We start from the raw sequence: 12642 nt of genomic DNA on the forward strand, positions 1-12642 counted from the left end.
GCTGAGACAAGTCTTACGGAAGGCACGCATAGTCCGGCCGCACTTGGCGCGTCTGGGAGGGTGACAACAATCCCCGATGGAGGTGATCGTGGACGCCGCACAGGAGCGAGGCTTCCGCGAGTTCGTCTCGACGCGGTCCCCCGCGTTGATGCGCCTGGGCTACCTGCTGGCGGGCGGTGACCAGCACGCGGCGGAAGACCTGCTCCAGGCCGCGCTGGCCAAGCTCGCCGCCAAGTGGGCGCGGGTGGACAGCCCGGAGGCCTACGTCCGGCAGATCATGTACCGCCAGCAGGTGAGCTGGTGGCGGACGGCCGGCCGGCGCGGCGAGGTCGTCCAGGCCGAACCGCCCGAGCGCGCCCAGGAGGGCCCCGCGCACCGCAGCGAGCTGCGCATGGTGTTGCGCGCCGCGCTCGCCAAGCTCACCCCGCGCCAGCGGACCGTGCTGGTGCTGCGCTACTTCGAGGACCTCACCGACCAGCAGGTCGCCCGCGAGCTGGGCGTCTCCGTCGGCACCGTCCGCAGCACCGCGCACCGGTCGCTGGCCCGGCTGCGCGAGATCGCCCCAGAACTGGCCAAGGAACTGGAGACCGTGGCATGACCGACCTGCTTCGCGAGGGACTGGCCGAGTGGGCCGACGAGGCCAGGACGCCGCACGACCTGGCCGACCGGGCGCTGCGCGGGCGCCGGAGGAAGCCCGGGCGCTGGCTGGCCGTGGGGGCGGCGGTGGCGACCGCGGCGGCGCTGGCGGCCGTCTTCGTGCCGGAACGCGAGCCCGCCACCCCGGACCCGGCCGCCTCGGTCACCGTCGAGGTGACCTACCCGCCGAGACCGGCGGCCGAGACCGACGTCAGGACCGACACCGAGAACAACCCGCCGAAGAAGCTGATCGCGGCCGGGCAGTACGCCGTCTCGGCCTACTTCACCTACCAGGCCGGGGAGTCCAACGGCGACCCGGTCAAGCGCCGCTGGTCGCTGTACGACCCGCGCAGCGGCGGCTACGAGGACACCGGCTGGGCCTGGGTGGACGTCGCCCCGGGACTCCACCTGGCCGCCGTGCTGGAGGGCGACGGCCTCGGCCGCCGGGTCGGCATCATGGACCTCACGACCAGGGAGGTCCTCCGGTGGATCGACCTGGAGCAGCCGGCCGGCTCGCTGGTGTGGTCGCCGGACGGCTCCCGGCTGCTGGCGACGACCTACTCGGAGTACCCCGACATGGTGCAGAAGGACGGTGAGCAGCACCCCGACGTGCATAAGCCGGTCAGGACCGGCTACTACCTGATCGACCCGGCGACCGGGAACGCCGAGCACCACGCGCTGCCGTCCATGGAGGACAGCAAGTTCGGCGACCCCGAGGGCAAGCCCTTCAACATGAACCGCCGCCAGGACCTCGGCTGGAGCCACGACGGCGTCCTGCTGTGGATGCCGACCGCCACCCAGCCCGCGAAGGTCTACCTCACCCTCGACGGTGCGCCCGCCGAGGCGCCGGACAAGGCCACCGCCGACTCCTACCGCAGCGAGCCGCGCTGGTCGCCGGACGGCACCAAGCTGCTGACCGGCGACGGCCTGCCCACCAAGGTCGTCGGCAGGGACGGCGCCGTCCTCGGCGAGCAGCGGCTCCTGCAGCAGTGGGCCTGGGCCGACGACGAGAACGTCATCGGCCTGGGCTGCTACCGGAAGTGCTCGAACGAGTTCCACAGCAGCCTGGTCATGACCAGCGTCGACGGCAAGAAGGTGACCGAGCTGTCGACCTACCAGAAGGGCGACGAAGGCCGCTGGTACCCCGTGCTGACGCGCCGCTAGATCAGCCGGGCGAAGTGGTTCTGCGGCTTGCGGATGACCATGGACAGCTCGTCGTGGGCCGAGGTGTAGCGGCCTCGGCTCATCCGGTCCACCAGGCCCACCGCCGCGGAACCCAGCCGGCCCATCGCCGGGCCGCCGGTGGTCCGCTCCTCGTCGGTGACCATGAGCCCGCGCGTCAGGCAGAAGGCGTGGATGCCGTCGCGTGAGGTCACCGGCTCGTAGCAGGCCGGCAGCGGGCCGGGCGTGCCGTCCATCACCACGTACGGCCAGGCCAGCCGCCGCGCCCAGCCGGGCACGACGCGGTCGCAGAAGCCGTAGGCCGAGCCGCGGTCGCGCATGCGCAGCAGCACCAGCCCGCCCGGCCGCAGCCCGTTGAGCATGCGGTCGAGCACGAGCTCGGTGTGCTGGATCCGCTCCAGCAGGAACGAGATGAGCACGACGTCGAAGGAGCGTGGCGGGATCGGCACCGACCGCAGGTCGCCGAGACTCCAGGCGTCGACGTCGTCGCTCCGTTCGAGCTGCTCGCGTACCGGCGCGAGGTCCTCGTCCACGGCGGTGACGCGCGCGTCGATCCGTTCGAGGTCGAGGCCGTGGCCGTACGCGCACCCGGCGTGGAGCACGTCGAGCCGCCGGCCCAGTTGCTCGGTCCACTGCTCGCGGATCCGCTGGCCGAAAAGATCCCCTGTCAGGCGCACCTCAGACATGTCACCCACAGTAGTCATTCGCTGTCGTTTCGTGCGGGATTTCTCGCTCCTGGGCGGCCACCGGATAGTCTGGGACACCAGAACCCCCGTGTCCGTCCTGGCCGGGGGTGGTCGTGTTGCCATCGTGGGGCTGTGGGCATGAGTCTTTCCGGTCTTCTTGATCTCGTCTCCGCCGACCAGAAACTGGCCGACGCGCTCGACGCGGGCGGGGACGCCGCGCTGATCGCGCCTGCCGCGCTGCGCCCGTTCGCGGTCGCGGCGCTCGCCGGGCGCGAGCGGCGCACGGTGCTGGCGGTCACCGCCACCGGACGCGAGGCGGAAGACCTCGCCTCCGCGCTGACCTCGCTGATCGATCCCGAGACCGTCGCGGTCTTCCCGGCCTGGGAGACCCTGCCGCACGAGCGGCTCTCCCCGCGCAGCGACACCGTCGGCCAGCGGCTGGCCGTGCTGCGGCGGCTGGCGCACCCGGTCGAGGGCGACCTGGCGGCCGGGCCGCTGACCGTGATCGTCGCGCCGGTGCGCGCGTTGCTGCAGCCGATCGTGAAGGGTCTGGGGGACCTCGAACCGATCCGGCTGCGCGCGGGCGACGACGCCGACCTCGACGACGTGGTCCAGCGGCTGGTGGAGAACGGCTACCACCGGGTGGACATGGTGGAGAAGCGCGGCGAGGTGGCCGTGCGCGGCGGGCTGCTCGACGTCTTCCCGCCGACCGAGGAGCACCCGCTGCGGCTGGAGTTCTGGGGCGACACCGTCGAGGAGATCCGCTGGTTCAAGGTGGCCGACCAGCGTTCGCTGGAGGTGGCGGTGGACGGGCTGTTCGCGCCGCCGTGCCGCGAGCTGCTGCTGACGCCTGCCGTACGGGAGCGGGCCCGTGAGCTGTCGCGCGAGCACCCGGCGCTGGCCGAGGTGCTCGACCAGCTCGCCGAGGGCTCGCCGGTGGAGGGCATGGAGGCCTTCGCGCCGGTGCTGGCGGGGGAGATGGACCTGCTGGTCGACCACCTGCCCAAGGAGTCGGCGGTGTTCGTCTGCGACCCCGAGCGCATCCGCGGGCGCGCCGAGGAGCTGGTCCGCACCTCGCAGGAGTTCCTGGAGGCGTCGTGGATCAACGCGGCGGCCGGCGGCGAGGCGCCCATCGACCTCGACGCGGCCGCGTTCCGTTCGCTGGAGGAGGTGCGCGAGCACGCCGACGCGCTGGGCCTGCCCTGGTGGTCGATCGCGCCCTTCGGCACCGGCGTCGAACTGGAGGCGCACGACAGCGAGGCCTACCGCGGCGACACGCGCAAGGCGCTGGAGGACATCAAGGGCTGGCTGGCCGAGCGCAAGGCGGTCGTCCTGCTCAGCGAGGGCCACGGGCCCGCCGAGCGCATGGTCGAGCTGCTGCGCGGCGTGGACGTGCCGGCGCGGCTGGAGGAGTCGATCGACCGCGCGCCCGAGGCGGGGATCGTGCACGTCAGCACGGGCCTGCTGGAGCACGGATTCATCACGCCCGGCCTGGCGGTGCTGACCCACCTCGACCTGGTCGGCCAGAAGGCCTCGACCAAGGACATGCGCCGGCTGCCCTCGCGCCGCCGCAACATGGTGGACCCGCTGCAGCTCAAGGTGGGCGACTTCGTCGTGCACGAGCAGCACGGCGTGGGCCGCTACGTCGAGATGGTGCAGCGCACCGTGCAGGGCGCCACCCGCGAGTACCTGGTGATCGAGTACGCCAAGGGCGACCGGCTCTACGTGCCGACCGACCAGCTCGACGAGGTCACGCGCTACGTCGGCGGCGAGGCGCCCACGCTCAACCGCATGGGCGGCGCCGACTGGGCCAAGGCCAAGTCGCGGGCGAAGAAGGCGGTCAAGGAGATCGCGGGGGAGCTGATCCGGCTCTACAGCGCCCGGATGGCCTCGCCCGGTCACGCCTTCGCGCCCGACTCGCCCTGGCAGCGCGAGATGGAGGACGCCTTCCCCTACGCCGAGACCGGCGACCAGCTCGAGGCGATCGACGAGGTCAAGCGCGACATGGAGCGCCCGGTCCCGATGGACCGGCTGATCTGCGGCGACGTGGGCTACGGCAAGACCGAGATCGCGGTGCGCGCGGCCTTCAAGGCGGTCCAGGACGGCAAGCAGGTCGCCGTGCTGGTGCCGACCACGCTGCTGGTGCAGCAGCACCTGTCCACCTTCAACGAGCGTTTCTCCAACTTCCCGGTGACCGTCAAGCCGGTCTCCCGCTTCCAGACCGACGCCGAGGTCAAGAACACGCTGGAGGAGCTGCGCGAGGGCAAGACCGACGTGGTGATCGGCACGCACCGGCTGCTCAACCCGGAGGTGCGCTTCAAGAACCTCGGGCTGATCATCATCGACGAGGAGCAGCGCTTCGGCGTCGAGCACAAGGAGGCGATGAAGCACCTGCGCACCCAAGTGGACGTGCTGGCGATGTCGGCCACGCCGATTCCGCGGACCCTGGAGATGGGCCTCACCGGAATTCGTGAAATGTCCACCATTCTCACGCCGCCGGAGGAGCGGCACCCGATTCTGACCTTTGTCGGGCCTTACGACGAAAAGCAGATCGCCGCAGCCATTCGCCGGGAATTGATGCGCGACGGGCAGATCTTCTTCGTGCACAACCGGGTCGCCTCGATCAACAAGGTGGCCTCCCGGCTGAAGGAACTCGTCCCCGAGGCGCGCATCGCCGTCGCGCACGGCCAGATGAACGAGCACCAGCTCGAACAGATCATGGTCGGCTTCTGGGAGCGCGAGTACGACCTGCTGGTCTCGACGACCATCGTCGAGTCGGGCCTCGACGTGCCCAACGCCAACACCCTCATCGTCGACCGGGCCGACAACTACGGCCTGTCCCAGCTCCACCAGCTCCGCGGCCGGGTCGGCCGGGGCCGCGAGCGCGGCTACGCCTACTTCCTCTACCCGCCCGAGCGCCCGCTGACCGAGACCGCGCACGAGCGCCTGGCCACCATCGCCCAGCACACCGAGATGGGCGCGGGCATGTACGTCGCGATGAAGGACCTGGAGATCCGCGGCGCCGGCAACGTGCTCGGCGCCGAGCAGTCCGGCTTCATCGCCGGCGTCGGCTTCGACCTCTACGTCCGGCTGATGGCCGAGGCGGTCCAGGAGCAGAAGGCCAAGCTCTCCGGCGAGAGCGAGCCGGAGGAGCGCCCCGACGTGCGGGTCGAGCTCCCGATCAACGCGCACATCCCGCACGACTACGTCACCTCGGAGCGGCTGCGCCTGGAGGCCTACAAGCGCATCGCGGCCATCGCCTCCGAGGAGGACATCGCCGCCGTGCGCGAGGAACTCACCGACCGGTACGGCAAGCCGCCCGTCCAGGTGGAGAACCTGCTGGCCGTCGCCAGGTTCCGGATCAACGCCCGCAGGGCCGGCCTGACCGACGTGGTGCTCCAGGGCGCCAACATCAAGTTCAGCCCGGTCGTGCTGAAGGAGTCGCAGCAGGTGCGCCTCCAGCGGCTGTACAAGAGCGCGATCCACAAGCAGGCCGCCGAGACCCTGCTCGTGCCGGTGCCCAAGACGAAACCGGTGGGCGGGCAGCCGCTGCGCGACCTGGATCTGCTCAAATGGTGCGGCGACCTGGTCGAGGCGATGTTCCTCGAGCCCGCACGGGTAAGCTAGCCGCGGTTTGTTCGGAAAGGGAACTCTTACCGTGAAGTCGATTCGTATGGCCGCTGCCGCGCTGACGGCCGGTATCGCGCTGACCGCCTGCTCCACGCCCGTCGAGGCCGGGGCCGCGGCCGTCGTCGGCAAGGAGCGCATCGCCGCCCAGGACCTCAACGCCAGGGTCCAGGAGCTGCAGACCGCGATGCAGACGGCCAAGATCAATCCCGCTGAGATCGGGATCCCCCTCAACCAGGCCGTGCTCTACCGCATGGTCGACAGCAGCCGCTCGCTCCAGGTCGCCGCCGCCAGCGGCGTCCAGGTCACCGAGGCGGAGATCGACCAGTTCGTGGCCGCGGCCGAGCAGCAGGCCCAGGGCATGTCGGTCAACGAGCAGCTCATGCGCAGCGCCGTGCCGCCGAGCATCGGCCGCACCTACCTGCGCAGCATCATCTCGGTGCAGAAGCTGATCCAGAAGTTCGGCGGCGGCACCGACCAGGCGGCGCAGGAGCGCGCCACCGAGCCGCTGGGCAAGGAGTTCCAGAAGTTCAAGGTGACCTACAACCCCCGCTACGGCGCCTTCGACGCCCAGCAGCAGGGCTTCGTGGACACCGGCCGCTTCGGCAAGCTCACCGCCACGACCCAGCCGCAGACCCCGCAGGGCTGACATGCCGCTCGTCGTCGTCGTCACCTCGCCCCGGGTCGCCCCCGGCCTGCTCAGCCACCGGGCCTGGCAGCTTTTGACCTCGGGGCCGGTGCTGACCGCGGTCGACGACCATCCGGCCCTGCCGTACCTGCGGGAGGCGGGGGTGGACCTCCAGGTCGTGACCCCCGACCCGGCGGCGACCGCGCGGCGGGCCGCCGGCGAGACCGTCGTCTGGCTCGACGCCGCCGAGGAGCTCATGCGCGCCTTCGGGCACGCCGCGCTGGCGCTCGACGAGCCGCCCGAGATCGAGGTCGTGCCCGGCTCCTACGACCTGCCCGGGGCGCGCGTGCTCGACCTGGTGTCGGTCATGGACCGGCTGCGCGCCGAGTGCCCGTGGGATCGCAAGCAGACCCACGCCTCGCTCGTGCCGTACCTCATCGAGGAGGCCTACGAGGTCCAGCACTCGGTGGAGATGGACGACCTCGACGGGCTGCGCGAGGAGCTCGGCGACGTGCTGCTGCAGGTGGCCTTCCACTCCCGGGTGGCCGAGCACTTCGACATCGACGACGTGGCCGCCGGGATCGTCGACAAGCTGGTCCGGCGGCACCCGCACGTCTTCGCCGACGTCCGGGCCGACACGGCCGACGACGTGAACGCCAACTGGGAGGCGATCAAGGCGGCCGAGCGGGCGGACAAGGACGTCTTCGACGGCGTGCCCACCGGCCAGCCCGCGCTCTCGCTCACCGCCCAGCTCATCAAGCGGGCCGAACGCTCCGGCGTGCCCGACTCGCTGGCCCACGCGGTCGGCCAGGGCGTGGCACGCGAGCTGTTCGACCTGGTCAGGCGCTGCCTGGAGGCCGGGCTCGATCCCGAGGCCGAGCTGCGGGCCGCGGCACTGACCTACCGCGACCGCGTGCTCAACTGGGAGTCGCGCTAGCCCTCAGCCGGCCAGCACCTTGCGCAGCGTCTGCGCGAAGTCGCCGGGGTGGGTGACGAAGCCGACGTGCTCGCCGGGGAAGACCGCCGGCTCGACGCCGAGCTGTTCGGCGAGCACGGTCGAGGTGCGGTGGGTCACCAGCGGGCCCGACTCCTCGCCGATCCCGACGACCACCCTGGCCGCGCCCGCTGCCACCGCCCGCAGGTCGGGCCGGTGGCTGACCGTGCCGCGCAGCTCGTGGTTGTAGAAACGGGCGGCCTCGGCCTCCTCCCTGGCCTGATCCTCCGGCGACTTCTCCTCGGGGTCGCCCATCACCATCTCCATCTGGTCGAGGTCGTAGCCGGCGTTGGCCATGAACGCGGCCATGGCCGCCCCGGCGCCCTCGCGGTGGAAGGTGTCGATGATGTGCTGGGTCGCCGCCCGCTGCTCGGCGGCGTCGGGGAGCAGCTCCAGCAGCGGCGGCTCGTGCGCGACCAGCACGCGGAGCCGGCCCGGGTGCCGCTCGGCCAGCGCGAGCCCGGTGACCGCGCCGCCGCTGCTGCCGAGGAAGTCGGCGGTGTCGGCGCCCAGCGCGTCGAGGATCGCCACGACGTCGTCGGCGCGCAGCTCGGGCGTGGTGTCCTGTTCCGGGTCGGTGACCGTGCTGCGGGAGACGCCGCGCGGGTCGAGGGTCACCACGGTGTGCTCGTCGGCCATCAGCTCGGCCAGCGCGGCGAAGGACGGGGCGTCCATCGGCGAGCCGGCCAGCACGAGGACCGGGCCGTTGCCGCGCACCTCGTAGCAGATCCGGGCGCCGGGGACGTCGAGATAGTTGACCGCTTCCATGCTGATCAATCCTCTTCCTGCCGAAGTTCGTCTGAAGGGGAGACCGCGGGGACACGCGGAACTCATCGGTGAGGTCGCGGAAATTTAGGAGGAATGTCAGGATCGTGCGCTGACTGATGCGGGACGAGGCGGGGGAGGCCCATGACGCGGGCGCGAGCGCTGGGGCGTGGCGAGCTGCGGGAGATCGCCGGCTACCGCCTCACCTCGGTGCTGGGCGACGGCGGCCAGGGCACCGTCTACCTGGGCCTGGCCCCAGACGGCGGCAAGGTCGCGGTGAAGGTCCTGCACGCCCGCCTGCTCGGCGACCGGCGGGCCGTGCGCCGCTTCCTCGCCGAGGCCGCCACCGCGGCCAGGATCGCCGGCTTCTGTACGGCCCGCGTCCTGGAGTCCGGGCTCGACGAGGAACGGCCCTACCTGGTCAGCGAGTACGTGGACGGGCCCTCGCTGGCCGAGCTGGTCACCGCCCGCGGGCCCCTGCGCGGCGGCGAGCTCGACCGGCTGGCCGTGGGCACCGCCACCGCCCTGGCCGCCATCCACGGCGCGGGGATCGTGCACCGCGACTTCAAGCCGGGCAACGTGCTGCTCGGGCCGGACGGGCCGCGGGTGATCGACTTCGGCATCGCCAGGACCGCCGACGCCGCCACCACCGGGACCAGCTCGATCATCGGGACGCCCGGGTACATGGCGCCCGAGCAGATCGCCGGGGAGCCGGCGAGCGCGGCCTCCGACCTGTTCGCCTGGGCGGCGACCATCGGGTACGCGGCCTCCGGGCGGTCGTTGTTCCACGGGGAGTCGATCCCCGCGGTCATGCACCGCATCCTCAACGCCTCGCCCGACCTGGCCGCGGTGCACGAGCCGTTGCGGTCGGTGCTGGAGTCCTGCCTGGACAAGGACCCCGCTCGGCGGCCCGACGCGCAGGAGGTCCTGGACCTGCTGCTGCGCCGTACCGGGGCCGGGCAGCACGCGGCGCCCCGCCCGCCGGCCGGGAAGCAACCGCCGGCCGGGAAACATTCGCCGGCCGGGAAGCATTCGTCGGCCGGGAAGCCGTCGGCGGGCGGGAAGCGGCGGGCGGGCGGGAAGCAGCCGACGGACGTGCGGCGGCCGGCCGGACGGCTGACCCGGCGCGGCTGGACCGTGCTCGCCGCCTCGCTGGCCGCCGCCATGCTCGCCGGGACGTTCCTGTGGCGCGAGCAGACGCTGACCACGTCCCCGGTGGTACGGCCCGGCGCCCAGACCCCGATCACGCAGCCCTCTGCCTCCCAGCCCCAGACGAGCACCGGGCGGGTGTTCGGCTCCTCCGGCCTGACCGCGCACGCGCTCGGCGTGGCGGAGGTGGACGGCAAGCCGCTCGTGGTCGTCCCCGACGAGACCAAGGAAGTCGTCGAGCTGTGGGACCCGGACGCCGGATCCCTGTGGGAGGACCTGCCGCTCAGCCCCGCCCGGCAGGTCGTGACCGTCGCCGCGGGCCCGGTGACGACCGAGGCGGGCGACGACACCGTCACCGCCTGGACGGACGAGACCGGCACCCTGCGCACCTACTTCAGCCGAGCCGACCGCAGCGGGCCGTTCTACCACTGCGGCGGCGGGCCCGCCCGGCTCGCCCTCGCCGGATCCTCGGTCTACGCCGGCTGCGCCGACGGCAGGATCATCGAGACCGACCTGCTCGGCCGGCGCGCGCCGAAGGTGCGGCACACGGTGAAGGGCCGCATCCTCACCCTCGGGTGGGACGGCGAGCAGATCGTGGCCGGCACCGACCTCGGCGAGGTGCGACGGGGCCCGGAAACCACCGTGCTGCCGGAACCGGTGCACGCGGTGACCGTGCTAGAGGGCGGGCGGCTCTCGGTGACCACCGAGACGCGCACCCAGACCTACTCGGCCGACTTCCTGGCCGTGGGCGAACCGGTCGAAGCCGGCGGGCCCCTGGTCGTGACCGCCGGGGACGGGACGGTCGTGGACGGCAGGCGCGGGCTGGTCGTGCACTCGCCCGACGGCCGCACCCGGCGGCTCCTCGCCGCGGGGCACAAGATCACCGCAGTGGCCGCCGGGCTGGACCTCGTCGCCGTGGCGGTCGACGGAGGCCGCGTCAGGACCTGGACGCTGGGGCGGTAGCCGTACCAGCAAGTAGACCTCGATAGGCTGCTGACGCAACAGCCCTTCGACTCTTAGGAGCGCCTGACGTGGCTACCATCGAGGTCGTCTACGCCCGCGAGATCCTCGACTCCCGTGGTAACCCGACCGTCGAGGTCGAGGTCGTCCTCGACGACGGGAGCACCGGCCGCGCGGCCGTGCCCAGCGGTGCGTCCACCGGCGCCTTCGAGGCCGTCGAGCTGCGTGACGGCGACGACCGCTACGGCGGCAAGGGCGTGGAGAAGGCCGTCCTCGCCGTCACCGACGAGATCTTCGACGAGATCCACGGCGTCGAGGCCGAGGACCAGCGCATCGTCGACCAGATCATGATCGACCTGGACGGCACCCCCAACAAGGGCAAGCTGGGCGCCAACGCCATCCTCGGCGTCTCCCTGGCCGTGGCCAAGGCCGCCGCCGAGAGCGCCGAGCTGCCGCTGTTCCGCTACCTCGGCGGCCCCAACGCGCACGTCCTGCCGGTGCCGATGATGAACATCCTCAACGGCGGCGCCCACGCCGACACCAACGTGGACGTCCAGGAGTTCATGATCGCGCCGATCGGCGCGGAGAGCTTCCGCGAGGCCCTGCGCATGGGCACCGAGGTCTACCAAGCGCTCAAGTCCGTGCTGAAGGAGAAGGGCTACGCCACCGGCCTCGGCGACGAGGGCGGCTTCGCCCCCAACCTGCCCAGCAACCGCGACGCGCTCGACCTCATCCTCGTCGCCATCGAGAAGGCCGGCTACACCCCGGGCCAGGACATCGGCCTCGCCCTCGACGTGGCCGCGTCCGAGTTCCACAAGGACGGCGTCTACACCATCGACGGCAAGGGCCTGTCCGCCGACGAGCTCATCGCCTTCTACACCGAGCTGGTCGACTCCTACCCGCTGGTCTCCATCGAGGACCCGCTGGACGAGAGCGACTGGGACGGCTGGAACAAGATCACCCAGGCGCTCGGCTCCCGCGTGCAGCTCGTCGGCGACGACCTGTTCGTCACCAACCCCGAGCGGCTGGCCCGCGGCATCGAGGAGGGCACCGCCAACGCCCTCCTGGTCAAGGTCAACCAGATCGGCACGCTCACCGAGACCTTCGACGCCGTCGACCTGGCCCACCGCAGCGGCTACCGGTGCATGATGTCGCACCGCTCCGGCGAGACCGAGGACACCACCATCGCCGACCTCGCCGTCGCCACCAACTGCGGCCAGATCAAGACCGGCGCGCCCGCCCGCTCCGACCGGGTCGCCAAGTACAACCAGCTGCTGCGCATCGAGGAACTCCTCGACGACGCCGCCCGCTACGCGGGTCGCGCGGCTTTCCCTCGGTTCCGGCGCTAGGTTTTTGTACGGCTCGCGCCGCATGTCTGGCGCGAGCCGTGCCCCCGGACCCGGACACTGGAGCTAGCGCATGAGTGACGAGGCGAGGCCCGGCGACCGTCGAGACCACCCGGCGCCCCGACCCACCCCACCCGACCCCCACACCCCCTCAGGCCGCCCACGGTCTTCCGGTGGTGGGCGGTCTACCGGTGGCGGGCGAGGCTCGGGGCCGGACCTCCCCGACCTCCCCGACCTGTCCGCCGACTCCGCTCGTGAGGATGGCGGCCGGTCAGATGGTGGTTCCGCCCGTGTGGGTGGCGGCCGATCGTCCGGTGGTTCCGGTCGTGAGGGTGGCGGCCGGTCGGCTGGCGGGGCCGGTCGTGACGGCGGGTCGCGGAGTTCTGGATCCCGGGCCGGTGGCTCGGGGCGGGACAGCCGGTTGCGGGCGGTCAGCGGCTCCGGCCGTGGGACCGACCCGCACTCCCAGGACGACACGGACCGCCCCGCCCCCACGAGCGGCCGCCCCAGGCGCCCCGCCCGAGACGCCGAACCGCCGCCCGCCAAGCGCCCCCTCCGGGACGGCGACCCCGCCACCCCGGGACGCCCGCCACGCGACGGCGGCCCCGCTGCGGCCGGCCGGCCCTCCCGAGAGACGGTTCCCTCAGCCGGGGGCCGCCCTCCACGAGA

At 72.2% G+C, this 12642-nt stretch carries 9 protein-coding genes; 7 read left to right on the forward strand and 2 right to left on the reverse strand.

Going from position 1 to position 12642, the window contains the following annotated elements:
- Positions 1 to 88 precede the first annotated feature (88 nt).
- Both ACIBG7_RS33400 and ACIBG7_RS33405 read left to right on the forward strand, forming a co-directional pair.
- Positions 89 to 598, forward strand: coding sequence for a SigE family RNA polymerase sigma factor (locus tag ACIBG7_RS33400; RefSeq protein ID WP_397338768.1), 510 nt, complete (start codon positions 89 to 91; stop codon positions 596 to 598).
- Positions 595 to 1800, forward strand: a complete 1206-nt coding sequence (locus tag ACIBG7_RS33405) for a hypothetical protein (RefSeq protein WP_397338769.1) — start codon at positions 595 to 597, stop codon at positions 1798 to 1800. The genes ACIBG7_RS33400 and ACIBG7_RS33405 overlap by 4 nt, the downstream gene beginning before the upstream one ends.
- Here ACIBG7_RS33405 and ACIBG7_RS33410 read toward each other — a convergent pair.
- The gene (locus ACIBG7_RS33410) at positions 1797 to 2504 is read right to left on the reverse strand and encodes a class I SAM-dependent methyltransferase (RefSeq protein ID WP_357923230.1); all 708 of its coding nucleotides are present in this window, start codon (positions 2502 to 2504) and stop codon (positions 1797 to 1799) included. The genes ACIBG7_RS33405 and ACIBG7_RS33410 overlap by 4 nt on opposite strands.
- Before the next feature lie 138 nt (positions 2505 to 2642).
- Here ACIBG7_RS33410 and mfd point away from each other — a divergent pair, with 138 nt between their 5' ends.
- The 3 genes from mfd to ACIBG7_RS33425 are packed head-to-tail and all read left to right on the forward strand — an operon-like array spanning position 2643 to position 7696.
- The gene (gene mfd, locus ACIBG7_RS33415; protein ID WP_397338770.1) at positions 2643 to 6131 is read left to right on the forward strand and encodes a transcription-repair coupling factor; all 3489 of its coding nucleotides are present in this window, start codon (positions 2643 to 2645) and stop codon (positions 6129 to 6131) included.
- A 31-nt stretch (positions 6132 to 6162) separates the two neighbouring features.
- Positions 6163 to 6780 (forward strand): SurA N-terminal domain-containing protein, encoded by a 618-nt coding sequence (locus ACIBG7_RS33420; protein ID WP_357923234.1) that lies wholly within the window; start codon positions 6163 to 6165, stop codon positions 6778 to 6780.
- Position 6781: 1 nt separating this feature from the next.
- On the forward strand, positions 6782 to 7696 hold the full coding sequence (locus ACIBG7_RS33425; protein WP_357923236.1) for a MazG family protein: 915 nt from the start codon (positions 6782 to 6784) through the stop codon (positions 7694 to 7696).
- 3 nt (positions 7697 to 7699) lie between these two features.
- On the opposite strand, the gene ACIBG7_RS33430 is transcribed toward ACIBG7_RS33425, so the two are convergent.
- The gene (locus tag ACIBG7_RS33430; protein ID WP_397338771.1) at positions 7700 to 8521 is read right to left on the reverse strand and encodes an alpha/beta fold hydrolase; all 822 of its coding nucleotides are present in this window, start codon (positions 8519 to 8521) and stop codon (positions 7700 to 7702) included.
- Between the two features lie 141 nt (positions 8522 to 8662).
- On the opposite strand from ACIBG7_RS33430, the gene ACIBG7_RS33435 reads away from it, so the two are divergent.
- Both ACIBG7_RS33435 and eno read left to right on the forward strand, forming a co-directional pair.
- Positions 8663 to 10630: a serine/threonine-protein kinase gene (locus ACIBG7_RS33435; protein ID WP_397338772.1), complete on the forward strand. Its 1968-nt coding sequence runs from the start codon at positions 8663 to 8665 to the stop codon at positions 10628 to 10630.
- Between the two features lie 68 nt (positions 10631 to 10698).
- The gene (eno, locus tag ACIBG7_RS33440) at positions 10699 to 11976 is read left to right on the forward strand and encodes a phosphopyruvate hydratase (RefSeq protein WP_357923241.1); all 1278 of its coding nucleotides are present in this window, start codon (positions 10699 to 10701) and stop codon (positions 11974 to 11976) included.
- Positions 11977 to 12642 lie beyond the last annotated feature (666 nt).

The sequence above is a fragment of the Nonomuraea sp. NPDC050328 genome (assembly GCF_044459405.1).
Classification (GTDB): Bacteria; Actinomycetota; Actinomycetes; order Streptosporangiales; family Streptosporangiaceae; genus Nonomuraea.